The organism is Vibrio sp. 10N.247.311.51, from assembly GCF_041467855.1.
Lineage (GTDB): Bacteria > Pseudomonadota > Gammaproteobacteria > Enterobacterales > Vibrionaceae > Vibrio > Vibrio coralliirubri.
Window position 1 is genome coordinate 41,645 of record NZ_JBFSVK010000008.1, and the last position, 21,574, is coordinate 63,218.

17 protein-coding genes are annotated in these 21,574 nt (G+C 45.3%); 7 read left to right on the top strand and 10 right to left on the bottom strand.

Features of this window, described 5'->3' with window-relative positions; genetic code table 11:
* Positions 1-8: 8 nt before the first annotated feature.
* The 6 genes from ygjJ to ebgR all read right to left on the bottom strand — a co-directional run bounded on the left by ygjJ (position 9) and on the right by ebgR (position 9,937).
* Entirely contained in the window at positions 9-1,073 is a 1,065-nt protein-coding gene (gene ygjJ / locus AB6E85_RS09440; RefSeq protein ID WP_372142415.1) for a protein YgjJ, read from the bottom strand.
* A 406-nt stretch (positions 1,074-1,479) separates the two neighbouring features.
* The gene (locus tag AB6E85_RS09445; RefSeq protein WP_050633944.1) at positions 1,480-2,913 is read right to left on the bottom strand and encodes an amino acid permease; all 1,434 of its coding nucleotides are present in this window, start codon (positions 2,911-2,913) and stop codon (positions 1,480-1,482) included.
* Between the two features lie 571 nt (positions 2,914-3,484).
* Positions 3,485-4,909 carry an amino acid permease gene (locus tag AB6E85_RS09450; RefSeq protein ID WP_050649662.1) on the bottom strand — a complete coding sequence of 475 codons (1,425 nt, stop codon included), beginning with the start codon at positions 4,907-4,909 and terminating at the stop codon, positions 3,485-3,487.
* A gap of 141 nt (positions 4,910-5,050) precedes the next feature.
* On the bottom strand, positions 5,051-5,503 hold the full coding sequence (locus AB6E85_RS09455; protein ID WP_108019888.1) for a beta-galactosidase subunit beta: 453 nt from the start codon (positions 5,501-5,503) through the stop codon (positions 5,051-5,053).
* A 3-nt stretch (positions 5,504-5,506) separates the two neighbouring features.
* Complete coding sequence (gene ebgA, locus AB6E85_RS09460) at positions 5,507-8,629, bottom strand: beta-galactosidase subunit alpha (RefSeq protein ID WP_372142416.1); 3,123 nt, start codon at positions 8,627-8,629, stop codon at positions 5,507-5,509.
* A gap of 324 nt (positions 8,630-8,953) precedes the next feature.
* Positions 8,954-9,937: a transcriptional regulator EbgR gene (gene ebgR / locus AB6E85_RS09465; RefSeq protein WP_017069515.1), complete on the bottom strand. Its 984-nt coding sequence runs from the start codon at positions 9,935-9,937 to the stop codon at positions 8,954-8,956.
* Between the two features lie 393 nt (positions 9,938-10,330).
* Here ebgR and galE point away from each other — a divergent pair, with 393 nt between their 5' ends.
* The 4 genes from galE (at position 10,331) to galM (ending at position 15,188) form a co-directional block, all read left to right on the top strand.
* A complete protein-coding gene (gene galE / locus AB6E85_RS09470) occupies positions 10,331-11,341 on the top strand; it encodes a UDP-glucose 4-epimerase GalE (RefSeq protein ID WP_372142418.1) in 1,011 nt (336 codons plus the stop codon).
* A 248-nt stretch (positions 11,342-11,589) separates the two neighbouring features.
* A complete protein-coding gene (locus AB6E85_RS09475) occupies positions 11,590-12,645 on the top strand; it encodes a UDP-glucose--hexose-1-phosphate uridylyltransferase (RefSeq protein ID WP_050649659.1) in 1,056 nt (351 codons plus the stop codon).
* A gap of 191 nt (positions 12,646-12,836) precedes the next feature.
* Entirely contained in the window at positions 12,837-13,997 is a 1,161-nt protein-coding gene (gene galK, locus AB6E85_RS09480) for a galactokinase (RefSeq protein ID WP_372142420.1), read from the top strand.
* Between the two features lie 111 nt (positions 13,998-14,108).
* Entirely contained in the window at positions 14,109-15,188 is a 1,080-nt protein-coding gene (gene galM, locus AB6E85_RS09485; RefSeq protein WP_372142421.1) for a galactose-1-epimerase, read from the top strand.
* A gap of 219 nt (positions 15,189-15,407) precedes the next feature.
* Here the strand turns inward: galM and AB6E85_RS09490 are convergent, their stop codons facing one another.
* Entirely contained in the window at positions 15,408-16,406 is a 999-nt protein-coding gene (locus AB6E85_RS09490; protein ID WP_372142422.1) for a substrate-binding domain-containing protein, read from the bottom strand.
* 197 nt (positions 16,407-16,603) lie between these two features.
* Here AB6E85_RS09490 and AB6E85_RS09495 point away from each other — a divergent pair, with 197 nt between their 5' ends.
* Positions 16,604-16,936 carry a tRNA-binding protein gene (locus tag AB6E85_RS09495; RefSeq protein WP_017060796.1) on the top strand — a complete coding sequence of 111 codons (333 nt, stop codon included), beginning with the start codon at positions 16,604-16,606 and terminating at the stop codon, positions 16,934-16,936.
* 46 nt (positions 16,937-16,982) lie between these two features.
* Here the strand turns inward: AB6E85_RS09495 and AB6E85_RS09500 are convergent, their stop codons facing one another.
* The gene (locus tag AB6E85_RS09500) at positions 16,983-17,537 is read right to left on the bottom strand and encodes a gamma-glutamylcyclotransferase family protein (RefSeq protein WP_050711730.1); all 555 of its coding nucleotides are present in this window, start codon (positions 17,535-17,537) and stop codon (positions 16,983-16,985) included.
* Positions 17,538-17,825: 288 nt separating this feature from the next.
* Here AB6E85_RS09500 and AB6E85_RS09505 point away from each other — a divergent pair, with 288 nt between their 5' ends.
* Positions 17,826-19,010: an NnrS family protein gene (locus AB6E85_RS09505; RefSeq protein WP_372142424.1), complete on the top strand. Its 1,185-nt coding sequence runs from the start codon at positions 17,826-17,828 to the stop codon at positions 19,008-19,010.
* A gap of 91 nt (positions 19,011-19,101) precedes the next feature.
* On the opposite strand, the gene AB6E85_RS09510 is transcribed toward AB6E85_RS09505, so the two are convergent.
* Both AB6E85_RS09510 and AB6E85_RS09515 read right to left on the bottom strand, forming a co-directional pair.
* Positions 19,102-20,112, bottom strand: coding sequence for an adenosine deaminase (locus AB6E85_RS09510; RefSeq protein WP_102450322.1), 1,011 nt, complete (start codon positions 20,110-20,112; stop codon positions 19,102-19,104).
* Between the two features lie 359 nt (positions 20,113-20,471).
* A complete protein-coding gene (locus tag AB6E85_RS09515) occupies positions 20,472-20,933 on the bottom strand; it encodes a helix-turn-helix domain-containing protein (RefSeq protein ID WP_372142425.1) in 462 nt (153 codons plus the stop codon).
* A gap of 306 nt (positions 20,934-21,239) precedes the next feature.
* On the opposite strand from AB6E85_RS09515, the gene AB6E85_RS09520 reads away from it, so the two are divergent.
* Positions 21,240-21,563, top strand: coding sequence for a primosomal protein (locus AB6E85_RS09520; protein WP_372142426.1), 324 nt, complete (start codon positions 21,240-21,242; stop codon positions 21,561-21,563).
* Positions 21,564-21,574: the final 11 nt, after the last annotated feature.

Sequence of the window (21,574 nt, forward strand, 5' to 3'; positions counted from 1 at the left end):
TCCTGTTATTACCAGTAGAAGTATTGCATTGCGAACACCTGAGCGTCGCCGATTTCAGTGTCGCTGCCTACGCCAAAGCGGCTATCGAAAGCAGTCGCAAATGTGCCGTTGCCGTATTCGTACCAAACGCCCGCGTTGATGTAAGAGGTGATTTCTTTGTCGCCGTTGTCACCATCAAAGTTTGCGTAGTTGTAGGCTGCTGAAAGGTAAACGCCCTGAGCCGCTTCGTACCAAGCACTGGTTTGAATACCGGATTCGCTGCCAAATGATTCTTGGTTGCCTTTATCTGTGTCGTGCCAAATACGAGTCGCAAAGTTTTTGTATTCAGCACCCAATAGCAATAGTTCACCGCCATCGTTGTTACGAACTTCACCACCACCCATTAGGGTTAAGTCGTCAGTCAGATCGTATTGGAGGTAACCGTTGACCATGGCGTTCTTATCTTTCCATTGGTCTGCAAAGTTGTCGTATTTACCGAAGTGAACCAGAGCATCGTCTTCAGAGAAGTCAGACTCTGGCGCGAAAGAAACGCTGTAGCGAAGCTTGCCTTCTAGGTTTTGAATCTTCACACCAAGGTGCACGTCTCGCGTGTTTGAGATCGCGTAACCGTATTCAACCGTAGGGTCACCCCACCATTGAACGTCATCTAATGAAGAGTCCATACGACCAATCATGAATTCTGTTTTATTGTCGGTGCGGTAGCCAGCGTAAAAGCGGTTAAAACCACCTTCGAAGCCGCCCCAGCCGTGGCCAGTTGCCCAAGCATTGCCTTCGTCATCGGCTTGTACTGTCCAGCCTTCCATGTAAGCAAGACCGAACCAATTACCGTGCTCGATAGCCAAGCCTGCTTCGATGTAAGTACCGTCTGCATAACGGCCTTTGTCATCACCTTCTAGTGCCACGTGACCACCAAGGCCAAGCTCACCATAAAAGTTAAATAGGGTTTCAGTTTCTGTTTTAGGAGGCTGAGTACCACTGTGGTTTGCTGCGGACTCTTCCGCGTGGGCAGTGGTACTTAGGGCAGCAAGAATACAGCTTGTAATAAGAGTGGTTTTAGTAAAACTACTTTTCATTTTAATCACTTCTGTGTCGGGTTATAAATGAAGATTCGTAAGCAGTTCTGACTTCTAATATGGGGTGCTCTTCAAGGCGTATTGGTCAGGTTACTTACGATCGCAAAACCGATATTAATGATAATTTTGATGTTTAAAATTAATTCAGTTTAAAAGTGTGATCTATTTTTAGTAAATGTTTACTTTGTTTTTATTTTGACTTTAAGTTGAATGTGTAGAGGCATGGCTAGGATGGTAGACATTCAGTTGGTGAATTGCTTTATAGACGGTTCGATTGTTGACTCGAATGTCTTGTTTCTTGAAGGCTTTGGTGAAATTTAGGTGTTGAGTGGGAATGTACCGACAAATAAAAAGGCACTCACCAAATGCGAGTGCCTTAAGTTTTCGATCAGAGCACAGGGTAAAACTAAGCGTTCGCCGGTTCAGGCTTTGCTTCTAGTTTTTTCTCTTCCGGAGATAAGCTTTTCTCGTATTGACCGTACTTCCACCATGCGTAGCCAAGGAAGATCACAATACCACCCACGTTGTAGAAGATGATGGTCATGATGTCTGCGCCTGTTGGGAAGGTAGAGGCGAAGAAGCCAACCGTAAAGATAGCGATAAGAATCGATACTGCAGTTATACCGACCGTACGAGAACCCATGCGGAAGTCACGAGGAAGGTGGTCCAGTTTCACGCGTAAGTGAAGGTAAGCAATCATGATGAACAGCGGCGGTAGCATAGAAGCTGCTGCAGTCATGTTGATGATGGTGCTCATCAAGTCTTGCACTGTGTCAGACGCCAACGTTGGGATGAACATCAGTGGAATTACGATGAAGAACTGAATCCATGCTGCACGCTCTGGAACGCCTTGTTTGTTAAGTGCGACGGTTTTCTCGCCGAAGATACCTTTAGGGATTTCAGAGAAGAAAATCTTAACGGGCGTCGCTGTCCACATCAGCAGAGAGCCCAGCATCGCCGTGAATGAAACCACACCAACGAAACGGTTCATCAAGATTTCAGACAGGCCAAAGTGTCTTGCTAGCCCTTCAAATACCTGAACTGAGCCGCCTGTGAATTTAAGTTCTTCACGCGAAACAAACACGTTCGCTAACACAGACCCTACCGAGTAAAGCGCGCCGATGAAGATACCCGCGATAATGATTACCTTAACGAAAGACTTGTGACCGCCTTTGATGTCGTTAACGTAAACCGCGACCGATTCTGCACCGCCTGCCGCCATGAAGATCCAAGTGATTACGCCAAGGAATGCCCAGTTGAAGCTTGGTGTCATGGCTTCAATGGTGATTGGGTCAGCAGGCTCGATACCGCCTACTAAAGCACCGCCAGATAACAAGATGTAAGACATCGTTAGCAGCAGCATCAGTGATGATGTTAGTGAGGTGATAGGGCCCAGTAACTTCGCACCGTTGTTAGAGATATGAGTCGCGACCGCAAACAAAATCGTACTCAGAATTGCGGTGGTCATTGGCGTGAATATGTACTCAAAGCCTAAGAACGCATACGACGCATAAGCGATGATTCTAGGCAGCAGAGAGGTAAAGAAGAACAGGTTAACAAACCAGTAGGTGTAAGCTGAAATAAACGCCCAGCGGCCGCCTAGAGAGCTTTTAACCCAAGAGTAAACACCCGCTTCAGAGTCTTTATTCAGTGATACAAACTCTGCAACGATCAAACAAAATGGCACAAAGTAAAAGATGGTTGCTAGAAAGAACATCGGAGCCGAGGAAAGACCGATCTCGATGTTGTTATTAATGATGTTATTGAAGCTGTATACCGCCGCGAAGGTCATAGACAGTAGGGCAAATTTGCCTATCGTACTGCGTTTATTTTCGGACATGATGTTCTCCGGTGAATCACGTTGATGATCGTTATAACTTGGTCCTAGAGAGGGAAGCTCTAGGCCGCACTTTTATTGTTATGTTGGTTTGGCAAGCACCCGCTTTGTTTTGTCAGGGTTGGCTCATTGTTGTTTTTATAGATTTACGATCGGACTTCTTTGGGCTTTTTCTCTCTGGTTTTTCAGTAAAGTTATTACCAAAACAAAGAGTTAAAGATTAAGAAGTTCATTGAAGAGATTGCTTGTTTCATGAGCGACGATTTATAAGGCTTGTAGGGGCTTTGTGTCGCTTTTTTATATGAATCAGTTTGTCTCTTCAGCAAGAAGATTAAAGATTAAGCGGCGGGAAGTTAATCGAAATTGATCAAATATGTGACCTTGAGTAAATAAATTTAGTTAATATTTTACCTTGGTTTTTATTCGAGTTTTATTACCTATTAATTGGTGTTTTTCGTGAACTGAAACCTTGACGGAACGTCGTTTTTATTTCTTGGTTTGTCATTTAATTGTCTGATTTAAAACAAAAAAAGCGCCTTGGTAGGCGCTTTTAAAGTTGGGGGGAATCAGAGAGCTACGATTGCTTAGCTGTTTCTAGCTTTGCGTCTTTACCTGCCTGCTTTTTTTCAAAGCGAGAGATCCACCACCATGCAATACCAGAGAATACCGCTGTCATGAAGACGTTGATGAAGAAGGCTTGAACAAGGTCAACACCTGTCGGGAATGCCGATGCTGTCATGCTCACAACGAAGATACCAATCAGTACCGAAACCACTGCCATACCTTGAACTCGAGTACCCATGCGGAAATCACGTGGTGTGTCGTCATGCTTCAAACGGAATACAAAGTACGCCACCATGATGAAGATAGGCGGAAGCATTGCGGTACCAGCGGTTAGGTTGATTGCTGTGTTCATCATGTCTTGTACTGATTCAGAGCCGAAGCCGTTCACCACAAGCATCACGAATACAAACGCGAACTGCCACCAAGCTGCACGTACTGGCACGCCGTGTTCGTTAAGCTCTGTTGTTTTCTCGCCGTAAACACCTTTAGGAATTTCAGAGAAGTGAATTTTTACTGGAGCTGCTGTCCACATCATCATCGAACCGAACATGGCAACGAATAGGATAATACCGACGAAGCGACCCGTTAGAGATTGTGAGATGTCGAAGTAGTTTGCCATACCTGTGAAGATTTCAACCATGCCGCCAGCGTAGGTAAGTTCATCACGAGCAACGAATACGTTTACTAGAAGAGAGCCAACTGCGTACATTGCGCCGATTGCGATACCTGCACCAATGATAACCTTGATGAAAGACTTGTGACCGCCCTTAACATCGTTTAGGTAAGCGGCTGCGGTTTCAGCACCACCGGCTGCTTGGAAGATCCAACACATGATACCTAGCGTTGCCCAGTTGATGGTCGGTGTCATTGCTTCAAGCGTGATTGGTTCTACTGGTTCATGGTTGCCGCCCAGTGCCATTAGTGCGCCGATAACGTAGATTGCAAACAGGGCGAATACGCCGTAGGCCACGATCTCGGCAATCTTACCTAGCCAGCTCGCGCCTTTGGTTGAGATGTGTGTCGCTGCTGCAAACAGAGCAATCGAGATAGCCGATGTGACGACTGGCGAGAAGGCGTATTCATAGCCCAACATCGCGTAAGACGCATAAGCGATTACGTTTGGTAGCAGAGATACAAACCAGAAAAGGTTTACGAACCAGTATAGGAACGAACCTAGGTAGGCTGCTTTTGAGCCTAGCGGTTTTTTAAGCCAGTCGTACATGCCTGACTCAGAATTTTTATTTGCAGATACGAATTCAGCAATGATGAACACGAATGGAATGAAGTAAATAAGGGTAGCGAGCAAAAAGATAGGGGCTGAACTCAATCCCAATTCGATGTTGTTGTTTACGATGTTGCGAACGTTAAATACCGCTGCAAATGTCATGGAGAGTAGGGCAAATTTGCCTAACTTACCGCGTACAGATTCAGACATAGTGTCCTCCAGGGAATCACATAATTATAGTCGTTATTTCCCTATGCTTCTTTGTAGGGAAGAAGCACAGAGGTTTTGTTCAGTCTATTTGAGCCTTGAACGGCAAGGCTCAAACGCGCTGTGAGTTAATAGGGTTATTGCTTACTTATTAAGGAAGTAACCGTCTTCAATGGTCACTTTCAGCACCACCTTGCGAACTCGGTTATCACCGTGGAAGCGGTAAGCTTTGCTGTTATCAAAGATCGCCACTTGGCCTTCAGATAACTCACGAGTTTCACCGTTACCCAGTAGGTGTTCACGGTCGGTTTCATCGCTGTAAGCTTGGGTCTGTTCAAGTTGAGACTTATCAGCAAACTCAACCGTTTCACGACCTTCCAAGTAGTAGTGCACATCAAAGTAACGACGGTTGCCGGTGAAGTTTTCTGTGTTACGAGCCACACCGTCTTCAATCATGTAAGCCAGTGAGTCACCAATCGAATACATCACGCTATCTTTAATGTTGCCGATGTTTTCAATCGCTTCTACACAGCGTTGCCATTTACGACCGTCGCGGTAAACGACTTTAAATTGCTCTAGGTTGTCTAAAACGATCATCGCTTATGCCTCGTTCTGTTGTGGTTGAGTTGTTGGCGTATTCGCCGTGAAGAACTCATCACCAAAGTTGTGATTGATTAGGTGTTGTGCGTCGCAATCGCCTGCTTGGAATGGAATCAGAGTTAAGCCGTAGCGGAACTCATCCATGTACACGCGGTAAGAATCCAATACTTCGCTGCCCCAAGAGTTTGAACCTAGGCCCATCACTTGGTGGTCTAGATTTAGGGTGATGTAACTGCTCTTCTCTAGTTCAATCGTATGCTGTGCTTGATGCAGGTTTTGGTTGGTGTAGAACCATGCGCTGAAGTTGATTTCTTGCTGTGGTTTCACCGCAATACCATTGCCAGCACGGCTTGAAAGCGCAGCCCAACGAACGTGTTGGCGGTTGCCGTTGTTTTGTGGGAACGGGTAGTTCTCGAACATGTCAGCCACGGTTGATTGGTAAACATCAATCATGTTGGCTTGCTTGCTGTCCTGGTAGTTCTCTTCAGGGCCGCGGCCGTAGTATTGAACTTGGTCGAAGTCGCCGTTGATACCCATATCGAAACCAATCACTGGAATCACGTGAGGGTAATCACCGTAACGCTCGCCACTTAGCTCAACGTTTAACTGACCTTCTGCACTGATCTGGTAGCGATATTCACAACGCATACCGAAATCAAATACTGGTGGAGCAATGATGCTGGTGGTCGTGATTTCAACCTTGCCGTTCACTTGCTCGACATTCACGAACTCAAGGTCAATGCTACGGAAGTGTTCCTGCATGATCTGTAGGTGTGCAGGTTCCCAGTAACCATCGTGCTCTTGCTTATGGTTATCGATCATTGGCTTGAAGAAGTTCAGCTTAGGCTCAGACTTAATCAGTTCTTCGCCATTCACTAACCATGACGTCAGTTTGCCGTTCACTTTCGAGAAGTTCAGAGCAAAGTTGTGACCTTTGATTAGGTAGGCTAAGCGAGACTCTTCAACATTCAGTGCTGTCGCATTGTTGTTGGTGAAGGCTTCAAGTTGTGCTGTGTTCTCTTTTACTTGGAACTGGTAAACCGCGATGTCGTGGTTCGCTTCGCTGTAAGGTGTGCGGGAATCTTTGCGAACCGTGAAGTTCACAAACACTTCACGCTCATCAAGCTCTGGCAAATTAAGTGTCAGTTCACGGCTAGAGTTTTCAGTCAGCTCTTCAACCTTGATGTGTTGCACGGCAATGGTTTCGCCCTCAGCGCGGATTTCCGCAGTGATGGTGTAGTCATCAATGTTTGAGAACCAAAGCTTGTTGTCTACCGTGAAGGTGCCGGTTTGTGCATCGAAATCGCGAAGCTTCACTGGGGCAATCACTTGCTTGTACTCTTTCAAGCCAGGGCCTGGCGTTTGGTCTGGGTAGATCAAGCCATCCATGCAGAAGTTGTAGTTGTTCGGATAGTCACCGTAGTCACCGCCGTATTTGTAGAATTCTGTGCCTGCTTCATCACGCGCTAGAATGCCGTGGTCACACCATTCCCAAACATAGTGACCTTGAATTGCGTCATGCTTGTAGAACACATTTTGGTATTCAGTTAAACCACCCGGGCCGTTACCCATTGCGTGTGCGTATTCGCAGATGATGCGTGGTTTTTCGTGTGGGAATTCACCGAAGGCATTCATCAGTTGAGCGCGTGAGTACATGGTTGAAATGATGTCGACCACTTCAGCATCGCGGTCTTCTTCATAGTGAACCAGACGCGTGTCATCAATCGCTTTTGCTGCATCGTACATAGAACGGATGTTGCAGCCGTAACCAGACTCGTTACCCAATGACCACATGATGATAGAAGGGTGGTTCTTTTGAGCGTGGATATGACGTTCGATACGTTCAACAAACACCGCTTCCCACGCAGCATCGTTAGTGATGCGGCTTAGGTCGCCAACGTTAGCAAAGCCGTGTGTTTCGACATCGGTTTCGCCCATCACGAACAGGCCGTAGATATCACACAGTTCGTAGAAGCGTGGGTCGTTCGGGTAGTGCGCAGTGCGTACTGAGTTGATGTTGTGTTGCTTCATCAACACTAAGTCTTTCTCTACGCGATCCATCCCAACAGCACGACCTTTCAGGTGGTCGTTGTCGTGACGGTTCACGCCGTGCAGCATCACGTATTTGTTGTTGATGTAGAACAGACCATCGCGAACTTTAATGTCACGGAAACCAACGCGCTGTGGAATCACTTCCAACACCTTGCCGTCAGCGTCTTTCAGCGTAAGCAGCAGTTGGTACAGGTAAGGGTTCTCAGCGTTCCATTGAACTGGGTTAACCACATCGATAGAGAATTGAGTACTCGTATTGCCGTCAGTTGGGACAGATAAGCTATCTACAGAGCCTTGCGAGATAACTTGGCTGCCATCAAGCAATGCGTACTCAAGGGTTGCGTTTGCCGCTGCTGCTAGGTTTTCTAGTTCCACTTTGCACGACAGGGTCGCGCTTTGGTAAGCGTCGTCGAAATCGGTGCGAACGGTAACGTCTTGAACGTGCAGTTGTTCTTTACCTACTAGGTAAACGTCACGGAAGATACCGCCAGTCCACCACATGTCTTGGTCTTCAATGTAGGTTGAGTCGGCCCACTGCATAACACGAATAGAAAGTAGGTTGTTGCCTGCTTTTACCTGGCTAGAGATATCGAACTCAGCGGTTAGGCGGCTGCCTTTGCTGAAGCCCACGTACTCGCCGTTTACGTAAACTTCGAAGTAAGTTTCAACGCCATCAAATTTGATGATGGTTTGTTTCTCTTCCCAGCTTTCGCCAAGGAAGAAAGAGCGTTGGTATGCGCCGGTTGGGTTGTCTGATGGTACGAAAGGCACATCAATTGGGAATGGGAAACCTTCATCTGTGTATTGAAGATCGCCGTGGCCTTCCATCTGCCACATGTTTGGAACCGTGATGTTGCCCCAGTCGCTCATTTCCTGAGAATAGAACTCTTCAGGAACCAATAGCGGATTGGTGAAATAGCTGAAATTCCATTGGCCACTCAATAGTTGGAAGTGGCTGCTCAGTTCACGCTGAAACGTTTTTGCATTTTTTTCTGATGCGTACGAGAAGAAGTATGCACGCGGTGCCATACGGTTCTCATGTAAGTTCAGGAAGTTTTCCCAGTTGTTCACGTTGCCTCTCTCTCGGCCTGAATGCAGTTTGCTGACCGACGTTCTTATGCGTAATTGGGTCGTAGTGAATACGAGTATTTTTGGACTGAGGTAATTATTAGTAAAAGTTTTACTAAATGAAATTAGTGAAAACGTTTTACTTTAACTTCATCACGTTTTTTATGGTCTTTTTACGGTGCTGTGTGATCCACTTAAAAGAATGCTATTGGCTGTTTTATGCAGCAGGTCAAGGAGGGGAATATGTGTCGATTGATGTATGTGATGGGCACAAAAAAGGCCACCTTCAACAAAGGCAGCCTATATTTATCTACTTGATATATTTAATTATTTTGTTGTATCGCGCAGCTTAAGTTTGCTTGGTACATAGACGCGCAATGGGATGGTTCGGCCGTCGCGTACTTTCTCAATCAGCAGGTTAACGCCTTGAATTCCCATCAGTTCAGAGTGAATACGAACAGTTGATAAAGATGGGAAGGTAAATTTAGCTGTTGGGATGTCGTTTACACTGATCAGCGCAATATCTTCAGGAATGTTTAATCCGTGCTCATGAACTGCTCGTAAAACGCCAATTGCGATGGAATCTGACGCAATAAACATGGCTTTAGGGTAGTCTCCCGTCGCGAGCATCTGTTTTGCAAGCTTGTAACCTGATGAGCTAGAGAAGTCACCACGGTAGATGTCTTGCTCACTGACAACATTTTTGAGGCCACCATATTCAGCAAAGGCCACTTCACGAATATCAGGGGTGTTGACGTCGTCTTGACCACCAATAAAGCCGATGCGCTCATAGCCTTGGTTGATAAAGAAGTTGGTGATCTCTTTGCTGATCAAAGCCAGGTCGATATCGACAGAGTCATAAGGTTCTGAGTGATCGGTAAAATCGACATAACAAATATTATCGCTCAGCTTTTTAGCTTGCTCGATAACCTCTGGTGTCATTCTTCCTACTAACAAAACACCTGTGATTGGCGCTGAATTGATCTGTATTTTACTTTCATAACAGTTGGTTAGCTTAACTTCCATCTTTTCACATTGGGTTTCAATCCCGTGGCGAATCGATAGGTAATAAGGGTCGTTAACCTCAGCTTCTTGCTTGTAGTTATACAGTGCTAGGAAGTGATGGTTTTGTTTTTTACTGCTAACGGTTTTTCGTGAGCTGCTGGTTTTGTATTCCAACTTCTCTGCAATTTCAAAGATACGCCTTTTGGTCTCTTCCTTGACGCTTAATGTTGGATCTTCATTGAGAACCCTTGAAACTGTAGCCAATGATACATTCGCTTCAGTCGCGATATCTTTTAACGTTGCCATACTCACTTCCTGTTATTGGAACATTGCGCTGCTTTGAAATTGGTATTTAGTAAAAAAGCAATGCACCTCTTTATTCTACAGACCTATTGTAATCAAACTGGACGTCATTGCATTAACTTTTAGTAAAATAAATGCTCAACTTATCTGTGATGTCTCAAATCTAACTATCTATAATTATCTTATTAAAATTCAATGAATTAGAGGTAAACAGCTATACATTTCCTCTATGTCATGAACAGTACCAATGATGAAAGTTAGTGTAAACGTTTACACTTCGTGGTTTTGATCACAGAATTATAGTCAAAATGGCTGCTACTATTTCTGACATACGGTGCTACTGAGCTGAATGTCAGTTCGAGTTAGCCCACGAATGACGACAAAGAGAGGTTGATTGTGAAAGTACTGGTTACGGGCGGCATGGGTTACATCGGAAGTCATACATGCATTCAAATGATACAGGCAGGTATGGAGCCGATCATTGTTGATAACCTTTGCAATAGCAAAGAGCTAGTGCTGGAACGAATCGAGTCGTTAACTGGCAAGCGACCAACGTTTTATCTTGGCGACATTCGTGACCAATCTTTTCTAGATAGCGTATTTTCAGAAAACGATATCCAAGCCGTGATTCACTTTGCTGGCCTGAAAGCGGTAGGGGAGTCGGTGGCTAAGCCTTTGGAGTACTACGATAACAACGTTAATGGTTCACTGGTGTTAGCTCGAAGCATGAAGAAAGCGGGCGTGAAAAGCATCGTATTTAGTTCTTCGGCTACCGTTTACGGCGACCCGGAAGTAGTGCCGATTACTGAAACTTCACCGATCGGCGCGACAACTAACCCTTATGGTCGCAGCAAATATATGGTGGAAGAGTGCTTGAGCGATCTGTTCAACGCGGAGAACGACTGGAGCGTGACTTTACTGCGTTACTTCAATCCAGTCGGCGCACATCCATCGGGCACTATGGGTGAAGACCCACAAGGTATCCCAAATAATTTAATGCCGTTTATTGCTCAAGTAGCCGTCGGTCGCCGTGAAAAACTGGATGTTTTTGGAAACGATTACCCAACAGTCGATGGCACAGGCGTTCGTGACTATATTCATGTAATGGATTTAGCGGACGGTCACGTCGCAGCACTAAAAGTGGTTGGTGAGAAAGCGGGCTTACACATTTACAACCTAGGTACGGGCAAGGGCTCAAGTGTACTCGAGATGGTTGAAGCCTTCGCACAAGCATCGGGCAAACCGGTTCCTTATGAACTTTGCCCACGCCGCGCTGGTGACATTGCCGAATGTTGGGCAAGCACTGAAAAAGCAGAGCGCGAGCTTGGCTGGAAGGCGACGCGTAGCGTGATGGAGATGACGGCGGATACGTGGAATTGGCAGTCGAATAACCCGAACGGCTACTAGCCAGTGTAATTGAAGCCACAGCGTTGTTGGCTGCATCTCTAATTTCTTTGGGAAAGCAGAGATAAGAGATGAGAAAAGCGAGATTCCAGATATCTCGTGCCTCGATTCTGGAATGACGAATTTAAAAACTACGATTTCTGAACGTCATTCCCTACAGCGAGGCACGAGCGTGATAGGGAATCTCCTTGTAGAAGAATTATTCATCTTGGTGAATTGACCAAGACACAAAATTTGAGAGCAATCTAAACATGTCAAAAGTTGAATTTAACCCAGTAGACCACCCGCATCGTCGTTATAACCCATTAACGGGTCAGTGGATCTTAGTATCACCGCACCGAGCAAAACGTCCTTGGAGTGGCCAAGATGAAAAGCCATCGACCGCGCAGCTTCCTGCGTATGAGAAAGAGTGTTTCTTGTGCCCGACCAATACGCGTATCTCGGGCGACGAAAACCCAGATTACGACGGCACTTATGTATTCAGTAATGATTTCGCAGCGTTGATGCCTGATTCTCCTGATGCTCCAGAGTCTGATAACCCTCTATTCAAGACTCAAGGTGTTCGCGGGTTGAGCCGTGTGATCTGTTTTTCTCCGGACCACAGCAAAACGCTGCCAGAGTTACCAGTAAACAAGATTCGCGGTGTTATCGACACATGGAATGAACAGATTGAAGAGCTAGGTAAAGACTACCTATGGGTTCAAGCGTTTGAAAACAAAGGCGAGACCATGGGCTGTTCTCAGCCACACCCACACGGTCAGATCTGGGCAAACAGCTTTTTGCCCAACGAGATTGAACGCAAAGAGAAACTGTTAAAAGAGTACTTCGAACAACAAGGTTCGAATCTTTTAGTGGATTACGTTGAAGCTGAAATGAAAGACGGCTCTCGTACTGTGGTTGAAACTGAACATTGGATTGCTGTGGTGCCTTACTGGGCAGCGTGGCCATTTGAAACCATGTTGCTACCAAAAACACACATTCGCCGTATGAGCGAACTGACTAATGAACAACGTGATGATCTAGCGCTTGCGATTAAGAAGCTGACCAGCCGTTACGACAACTTGTTCCAGTGTTCATTCCCTTACTCAATGGGTTGGCATTATGCGCCGTTCTTCGAAGAAGGCACCGACATCGATCACTGGCAACTGCATGCGTTGTTCTACCCGCCACTGTTACGCAGTGCTTCGGTTCGTAAGTTCATGGTCGGCTACGAAATGTTGGCTGAGTCTCAGCGTGATTTAACCGCAGAACAGGCAGCGCAACGTCTTCGTGATTTGAGTGATGTTCACTACAAAGAGCAGGAATAGCCTACTTCGTAGATAACGAGCGAGATTCCTGATATCTCGTCCCTCGATTCTGGAATGACGGCAGGTGAGAAGCTGATGTTGTCATTCCCTGCCGTGAGAGACGAACGAGATAGGGAATCTAAAAGAATTAAAGTGGTGCCGTGAAGGGGCCATAACCAATTGAACAAAGAGTTTAACCAGAGAGTTTACTTATGTCTGACCTAATCCAAAACGTGAAAGCATCTTTTGAGCAAGTCCTTGGTTACCAAGCGACTCATATTATCCAAGCACCAGGTCGTGTGAACCTGATCGGCGAGCACACTGACTACAACGATGGTTTTGTTCTACCGTGTGCCATTAACTACCAAACGGTAGTCGCAGCGGCTAAGCGTGACGACAACATTGTACGCGTAGTATCAGTGGACTACGGTAATGCAGTCGATGAGTTCGACCTAACTCAAGAGATCACCTTCCAGCAAGACAAGATGTGGGCTAACTACATTCGTGGTGTGGTGAAGTGCTTAAAAGGTCGCGGCTTTGAATTTACAGGTGCAGACATCTCTGTAACGGGCAACGTGCCTCAAGGTGCAGGTTTAAGTTCTTCTGCGGCACTGGAAGTGGTGATTGGTCAAACATTCAAGGTGCTTTATAACCTAGAGATCAGCCAAGCCGAAGTGGCGCTTAATGGTCAACAAGCTGAAAACGAATTCGTTGGCTGTAACTGCGGCATCATGGATCAAATGATCTCTGCGGAAGGTCGCGCAAACCACGCGATGCTTTTGGATTGTCGTAGCCTAGAAACTCAAGCGGTTTCAATGCCAGAAGATATGGCTGTGGTTATCATCAACTCAAACAAGAAACGCGGCTTGGTCGACAGCGAATACAACACGCGTCGTGAGCAGTGTGAAGAAGCGGCACGTATCTTTGGTGTTCCAGCACTTCGTGATGTGACCATTGAGCAGTTTAAAGCGAAAGAGTCTGAATTGGATGAAATGGTCGCGAAACGTGCTCGTCACGTGATTACTGAAAATGACCGTACCGTTGAAGCAGCTCAAGCTCTGCGCACTCATGATATGAAACGCATGGGTGAGTTGATGGCTGAATCGCATGCATCAATGCGTGATGATTTTGAAATCACGGTGAAAGAGATTGATACGCTGGTTGATATTGTCAAAGAAGTGATCGGCGAACAAGGTGGCGTGCGTATGACTGGCGGTGGTTTCGGTGGTTGTATTGTGGCATTGGTTCCACCTGCATTGGTTGATGAAATCAAAACAACCGTTGAACAGAAATATCAAGCGGCGACGGGTCTAAAAGAATCTATTTATGTGTGCCAAGCGAAAGACGGAGCAGGCTTAGTTGAAGTAATCTAACGGCTTCGAGACTTAATATAGAGCTTACCAAGTAAAAAGATCATGGTAGGCCAAATGCTAAAGCCTTTACTTCAGGTAGAGGCTTTTTACTGGCACTAGAAGGAATTTAGAATGACACAAGAGCAAAACCTGCATCAATCCATGACGCAGACTCCAGCCTATGATGGCCAACCCGCTCAGTTAGTGACGCTATCAAATACGCATGGCATGCAAGTGACATTCATGGATATTGGTGCAACATGGTTGAGCTGTATCCTGCCAGTAAAAGGAAACAAAAGAGAAGTTTTGTTGGGTGTTAACTCAATGGAGAACTTCGATAAACAAGCCAGCTATATGGGCACAACCGTTGGCCGTTATGCTAACCGTATTGCTAATGGTCGCTTCAAAATTGATGGTCATAATTACAAGCTGGAAACCAACCAAGCGGGCAATACCTTACATGGTGGCCCGAACGGATTTGATAAACGCCGTTGGAATATTGCCGAGCAAACCGAAACGTCAGTGGTGTTCACTCTTGAGTCTGCTGATGGCGACCAAGGATTCCCGGGGAATTTGAATGTGTCGGTGCGTTATGACATCACCGAAGATAATCGAGTTTCCATTAATTACTCTGCAACCACAGACAAGCCGACTGTGGTTAACCTAACGAATCATGCTTACTTCAATCTACTTGGCGCAGAAGCTGGACACGATTGTTTGTCACACATTGTCAGCATCAACGCCAATCAATTCTTGCCGACCAACTCGGTGGGAATTCCATTAGGTAACCTTAAATCGGTGAAATCGACCAGCTTCGATTTCAATCAGCCTATGATGATCTCAGAGCGTTTGTTGGGCGATGAACAGCAGAAAGCAGCAAAGGGTTACGACCACTCTTTCTTATTGGCTGATGGCTGCAAACGCACTCAATGTGCCGCGACCGTAACCTCACCAGATGCGCTCGTCACACTAAAAGTATTTTCAACCAAACCTGCAATGCAGCTATACACCGGAAACTGGCTTGGTGGCACACCAAACCGAAGTGGTGGCAGCTATGAAGACTACGCTGGTTTGGCGCTAGAAACCCAGTTCTTACCTGACTCTCCTAACCACCCAGAGTGGAAGCAGGACAGTTGTATTCTCAAGCCTGAACAAGAATATAACTACAGTACCTGTTACCAGTTTGAATTTTCGGGGGATTCTTCAAACTAGTACGCTCTAGCTCAAAGCGGTTACGCCAATATCTTTTGCTTGTGAATAGGACGATGTGAATTATCGCGTTGTTCTTGGGGGATGAGCAAAAGTGGCGCTCAACAAGAGTGCGGTTTATTAAGCGCGATTATTGAGTATCCGAGTAAGGTAGGAAAGCCCTAACAGAAGCGATTCTGTTAGGGCTTTTTTTTGTTTATTGCTTGGTGAGTAGACTAGAGCTCAGACTTTCTCTACCGAATTACGGCGTACCAAAGTCGGAGAGAACATCATTGGCTCAGTTGAGGTGTTTTCACCTTTGGCTAGGTGCAACGCGAGTCGTGTCGCTTTCTCTGCCATCATCTGAATCGGGTAGCGAATAGTGGTGAGCTTTGGATGAACATAGCGGGCAATCAAGCCATCATCGAAACCGATGATCGACATTTTGTCTGGCGCTTGAATACCGTTCTCATCAAGGACAGACAAAGCACCAGCTGCCATGTAATCGTTGTACGCCACAATGCCTGTGATTGGCAGTGACTTAGTCAAAAGATTAGTCATGGCGTATTCGCCACCGTCACTGGTGGGCGCTGAGTATTCAATATAGCTGTCAGAGAGCGCTATTTTGTAATCTGAGAGTGCTGCTAAGTATCCTTGGATACGCTCATCGGCATCTTCAATGCTATGCGATGAGGCGATACAGGCAATGTTCTTATGGCCATGACGGATCAGATATTCCGTCGCAAGATACGCGCCTTTCTTGTTGTCCAAGAAAATACAACGGTTGGCAATCTCAGCAATATAACGGTTGATCAGCACTAAGCCTTTGACTTCTTTTGCATAGGCAATCAGTTCTTCGTCGGTGAGGCCTTTCGAGTGGATCACCAGGGCGTCACAACGGCTATTAATCAGCAACTCAATCGCTTGTCTCTCTTCTTCACGATTGTGCGAGCCATTACCGACAAGGATATGTTTTCCGTTCTCACGAGCGACATTATCGACAGCCTTAACCAGCGTGCCAAAAAAGGGATCGGAGATGTCACCGACCAATACACCAACAGTGTTTGTGCTTTGGCTTACCAGCGCTCTGGCATTGGCATTCGGTCGATAGCCGAGTTTAGACATCGCTTTCGTTACAGACTCTACCGAGCTTGCACTCGCCTTGGGAGACTTGTTGATCACTCGAGATACGGTTGCAACAGAAACACCAGCTTCCTTTGCTACATCTTTAATTGTTGCCATTTTTAACCTCTATACATTGCTGCATCTATTTAACACCGACAATGATAGTAAGGCAACGAAACTCTCATTTTACTTCCAGTAATGAGATCTTTACCGCTTGTAATTATTAGGCTTAATGCTAGTGTAAACATTTACATTTTACTTAATTTTAGTAAATGATTTAATGAGTGAAAACAAATCAATATAGGAAGTGAGAAATGGATACTGTCTCTTATGGTGACTTTGCTAAGTTAGAAATGCGTGTGGGTAAGATCATTGAGGTTGTGCGTCATGAAAACGCCGACAAGCTGTACATCGTGCAAGTGGATGTTGGTGACAAGACGCTGCAAACGGTGACCAGCCTAGTTCCTTATTACACAGAAGAAGAGTTGATGGGTAAGCAGGTTGTTGTTTTGTGCAATCTGGCGAAGGCGAAGATGAGAGGCCACACTTCTGAGTGCATGTTGTTATGTGCAGAAACGGAAGATGAATCTGAAAGTGTATTGCTAACACCTGAACGTGCGATGCCAGCAGGTATTCGTGTCGTTTAAGCTCACTTTAGGTTGGTGAGTCAATATGTTCACCAACCTAAATCAACTAGCTGCGCACGGTCAGTATCAAGCCATCAATCACACTGTGGTGGTGATCGGAAACTCCAGCAAGGTTGCCATATTTAGGCTGGTGGCGATCATTTTCTAATGGGTGATGCCAACCTTGTGTGTGTTTAACAAAGTGCGCCGCAAAGCTTTCAGACACCTCTAAACATCCTGCCAATACCGTATCGACATAGGTTTGAACGATAGGGCTGTTTTCGCAAGGTGCTTCAATCTCGTCTTTGATGTAAACCCAGATCGATTGATCCTGTTTGAACTCATCTTGGCTTTCTACCTGAGAGGCCTTTAATTCGATACGGTGATAACCACGCTCACGGCGATCAAACTCAGCCAGCGCAATATCATCCACCTCAAGCAACACACCATTCACTTGTCCCTCGCCGAGATTGACGATCAAAGGTGATAACACATAGCTGTCATCGATCTTGCTCCAATGGCGAATTAAGCCATGAACAATCGCAGGGATCGCTTGCCCCGTCTGACCGGTAAGCTGGCGTGAAGATGAGTTGATTAAGCTGCCATAACCAAAAATATACATCGCATTCCTTGTCTGAGTTGTTCCATTTAAGTCTAGTCTTACTATATGTGGCGAGATACCAAAAGTCAGTAAGTTTCTATTTACACATCTATATGTCTTTATGACTCTTTTGGTTGTGTTTTTTTGACTTGTTTATTGGCTAGTGAATCTCGTGATTCGCTGTTTTTACTGGTTTTATCTAATTGGCGCGTTTCATGCAATGTGATCTGCATATTGCATCGGGTTTGATGCACACCAAATTTGGTTTAGGTAATACCTTGGCCGCTTATCTGAGAATTAGGAGCGAGTTTGTTAAATATCACAGATAAAAGTGTAGAAGACGCGATTCCAGCCTACCTGCGTTTAGGTTTTAGACCTTTCTTCTTTTTAGGCAGTCTCTATGCTGTGATCGCTATTGTAGCTTGGGTCATCATGTTCCAAAACGGTCAGCCAGAAATGCTAAAAGTACCGGCGCTTTGGTGGCACGTACATGAAATGCTGTTTGGCTTTGCCATGGCGATTGTGGTCGGTTTTGTGTTAACTGCGGTGCAAACGTGGACGGGCGTCAATGGAACCAAACACTATCGATTAGCCGCACTGGTTGGTTTGTGGTTAGCACCTCGTATTCTGTTTTGGACCCCCGCACCGTTATGGCTGATCTCATCGGTTGAGGCGGTGTTCTTAATCTTCGCCGCTTACGAAATTGGTTTCCGAGTCGTTAAATCGAAAGGCTGGAAGAATCTATTCTTTGTACCGCTGTTTATATTGGCTATCGTGGCGAACTTTGCTAGTTACGCAACTATTAAGGGTATGCCTCCATTTCCATCGTCTGCAGTTTGGCAAGCGATGTTGTGGTGGTTTACCTTGCTGCTATCAGTGATGGGTGGGCGAGTTATTCCGTTCTTCACGGCACGTCGCTTCGATTTTGAAAAAGCACAACCACTGGTTTGGTTAGAATGGTTAGCGAATCTACCTTTGGTTGGCTTATTTGTATTGAGCTTCTTCCCATTGACCTTTGCTCAAGTCGGCAATGAGTTGATGGTATTTGCAGGAGTGACTCAGTTGGTGCGCTTTATCCGCTGGAAGCCTTGGACTACGTTATCTGAACCCTTGGTGTGGTCGCTGCATGCGGCTTACCTATGCATCCCTTTAAGCTTGCTGCTACGTGGTTTATTAGACAACTCGTTCGCGAGCCACAACATGCTGCACTTGTTTGCGATTGGCGGTTTGAGTGGATTAATTCTTGCGATGATTACGCGCGTGACAATGGGGCACACGGGTCGTGCTATCTATAAAGGGCCAAGTATGGCGTTAGCGTTCTCGGCTATTTTTGTCGCGGCTTTGGTTCGCAGCGTAGGTGTGACTTTCTTCCCTGCGTATTTATTTGAGATGGTCAACATCAGCGCGGGTTTATGGACGTTAGCATTCGGGTTGTTTATCTGGAAGTTCGGCATGATGCTTCTAACGCCAAGAGTGGATGGTCACCCAGGCTAAACCTATTGATTTTCGAACCCATTTTGAAAGGGAAGCACTGAGCTTCCCTTTTTTGATCGCAGCAAAGCTCCATTCTCAAAGATCCATTCTCTTAGTGAGTATTCTCGGCAAGATATTGGCGCACTTGTGCAATGAGATCTTCTTTGGCGTGAGGCGAGATGAAACTCGCTTCGACAGCATTAATACTGAATTGCGCTAATTCGTTTTTGGTCAGTGGATGAGCATTGGCGACGGCGAGGAAGTTATCATTCATATAGCCGCCGAAGTAAGCCGGATCATCGGAATTGATGGTGACGCATAACCCTTTTCTCAGCAACTCGACGATATTGTGTTCTTGCATGGTGTTGAAGACCTTTAGTTTGGTATTCGATAGCGGGCACACGGTTAGCGGTGTGCGTTTAGCGATTAGCTGTTCCATCAAGTCTTCATCTTCAACACAGCGAACGCCATGATCAATACGGGTGATGCCTAACAAGCTCAGTGCGTCACTAATATTTTGCGCAGGGCCTTCCTCTCCGGCGTGCGCGACGGTCAGAAAGCCTTGGTTGATCGCCTCTTGGAACACATGCTTAAACTTCTCCGGCGGGTTTCCTTTTTCCGATGAATCCAGCCCGACGGCAATGATCTTATCTTTGTAGGGAAGGGCTTGTTTGAGTGTTTCAAAAGCGCTGTCTTCATCAAGATGGCGCAGAAAGCACATGATCAGTTGGCTGCTGATCCCTAGTTCTTGCTCGGCTTGATTCAAAGCTTGAGTAATCCCACTTATGATGACTTCAAAGGCAATGCCACGTTCGGTGTGGGTTTGAGGGTCAAAAAAGATCTCAGTATGAACCACATTATCTTGTTGACACTTGAGTAGATAAGCCCAAGTCAGGTCATAGAAATCCTGTTCATGAATCAGTACGTTAGCGCCTTGATAATAGATATCGAGAAAAGACTGAAGATTGTGGAATTGGTACGCGTCTCTTACTTGGTCTGGGCTATCAAAGGGAATCGACACGTTATTGCGCTTGGCCAGTTGGAACATCAGCTCAGGTTCTAGCGTGCCTTCAATATGTAAATGCAGCTCAACCTTGGGTAAATGTTTGATGAAGCTATCCATAGCAACTCCTTAGCTATTTTAATTATGGGCGGAGTAGGCGAGACAGTAGAGTCTGTAAACCTGAGCCTGCAGGTTATCTCTTTCATTTATCTCTTTCATTTATCTCTTTCATTTATCTCTGTTTGAGCATAGTTCATTTCATTGTTGTCGATAAAACTGCACAGTGTATAGAACCAAGATAATACTAGGCTCCCGTCAGGATAATAGGGCTATGGATAAGGGATCACGTTGGATCCATAGGTGGTAAAGCTGATGGGTCTCGGGATGAGCATCTCAAGTTGAATGCGTTTACTTTCTTTATCAAATAAACGCAGGAAGAGCCACAATAAAGCTTAATCGAACGCTTTATTGTGTGTCATTTACTTATTTTGGTCTAATCGTTTTTTGATTCTATCTGCAATATCAATGTAGCTTCTTACTTCATAAGGCACTGCCTTTTTCAAAGCATCTAAATTGTCCCAAGGGTTTGAAGTTACGCCCTTATGATGAAGCACTCTATTATAGATTGTGGCAACGGTGCCACAGTAAGGAACCTCCCCCGCTACATCTACGTACTCCATCTCTATATATTCTATCAAGTTAACGCACACTTCTTTTCTATCTTCCATTGTAGGAAAGCTATCATTATCCCCAGTAAGCAACCAGTTTAAGTCAATTTTTAAAGAATTATGTAACCTAATTAAAGCTTCACTACCTGGAAGTTGCTTCCCTGAAATGTAACTTTGCAGAGAGCGATAAGGGATTCCTGTAAACTCGGATGCGCTCTTTAATGTGGCAAACTTAGACTCAATAACGCGCTTTAATCGTTCAGACACAGACATAAAAAACCTCAAAAACATTTGCTTTAGTCATAATTAGGTGTATATTGCACACTATTATGTGTCACTACTATTGTGGAGTTATAAAGTAATGCTAAATACTACTGAGGTCAATCAAATTAGTCCTAGTAAAGACCTATATAACAAGGTTAAAGCTGGATTTATCATAAAGGGCACAACATTAGGTGCATGGTGTCGCGAATCAGGCGTAAAACAATCAAATGTCATGTCTTGCCTTGTTGGTTCATGGGATGGCCCGAAAGCAAAGGTATTAAGGGCTAAATTAATCATAGAGTCAGGAGTAACCCTATGAAAACCAAGAAAGAAAAACATGCGCACAGTGCAATCATGGACATTTTGCTGATGCTAAATGCCATTGAAGCAAGAAATGTCATTGAAGCTATATGCCAAGATCTAGGTCAGAAAGCCCCAGCCTTTCAAAAGAGAAAAGGCCGTCTGAGCAAAATCGAGTTAGACCGAGACTTATATGAATTCATTTTGTCCTTAGATTTAGAGTTTATGGCACAAAGAGACGTTCTAAATGCCTGTATAGATGAGTTTGGAAAAGAGCGTTCGCCTTCAAAAACAGGGCTAAATCGAGCATTTAGCAACAATCTTTTTTCCAATAAATAAGGTGATAAATC

Coding starts and splice junctions, on each gene's coding strand:
- ygjJ (WP_372142415.1), bottom strand. CDS start 1,073: ATGAAAAGTAGTTTTACTAAAACCACTCTTATTACAAGCTGTATTCTT.
- AB6E85_RS09445 (WP_050633944.1), bottom strand. CDS start 2,913: ATGTCCGAAAATAAACGCAGTACGATAGGCAAATTTGCCCTACTGTCT.
- AB6E85_RS09450 (WP_050649662.1), bottom strand. CDS start 4,909: ATGTCTGAATCTGTACGCGGTAAGTTAGGCAAATTTGCCCTACTCTCC.
- AB6E85_RS09455 (WP_108019888.1), bottom strand. CDS start 5,503: ATGATCGTTTTAGACAACCTAGAGCAATTTAAAGTCGTTTACCGCGAC.
- ebgR (WP_017069515.1), bottom strand. CDS start 9,937: ATGGCAACGTTAAAAGATATCGCGACTGAAGCGAATGTATCATTGGCT.
- AB6E85_RS09475 (WP_050649659.1), top strand. CDS start 11,590: ATGTCAAAAGTTGAATTTAACCCAGTAGACCACCCGCATCGTCGTTAT.
- galK (WP_372142420.1), top strand. CDS start 12,837: ATGTCTGACCTAATCCAAAACGTGAAAGCATCTTTTGAGCAAGTCCTT.
- galM (WP_372142421.1), top strand. CDS start 14,109: ATGACACAAGAGCAAAACCTGCATCAATCCATGACGCAGACTCCAGCC.
- AB6E85_RS09490 (WP_372142422.1), bottom strand. CDS start 16,406: ATGGCAACAATTAAAGATGTAGCAAAGGAAGCTGGTGTTTCTGTTGCA.
- AB6E85_RS09495 (WP_017060796.1), top strand. CDS start 16,604: ATGGATACTGTCTCTTATGGTGACTTTGCTAAGTTAGAAATGCGTGTG.
- AB6E85_RS09500 (WP_050711730.1), bottom strand. CDS start 17,537: ATGTATATTTTTGGTTATGGCAGCTTAATCAACTCATCTTCACGCCAG.
- AB6E85_RS09510 (WP_102450322.1), bottom strand. CDS start 20,112: ATGGATAGCTTCATCAAACATTTACCCAAGGTTGAGCTGCATTTACAT.
- AB6E85_RS09515 (WP_372142425.1), bottom strand. CDS start 20,933: ATGTCTGTGTCTGAACGATTAAAGCGCGTTATTGAGTCTAAGTTTGCC.
- AB6E85_RS09520 (WP_372142426.1), top strand. CDS start 21,240: ATGAAAACCAAGAAAGAAAAACATGCGCACAGTGCAATCATGGACATT.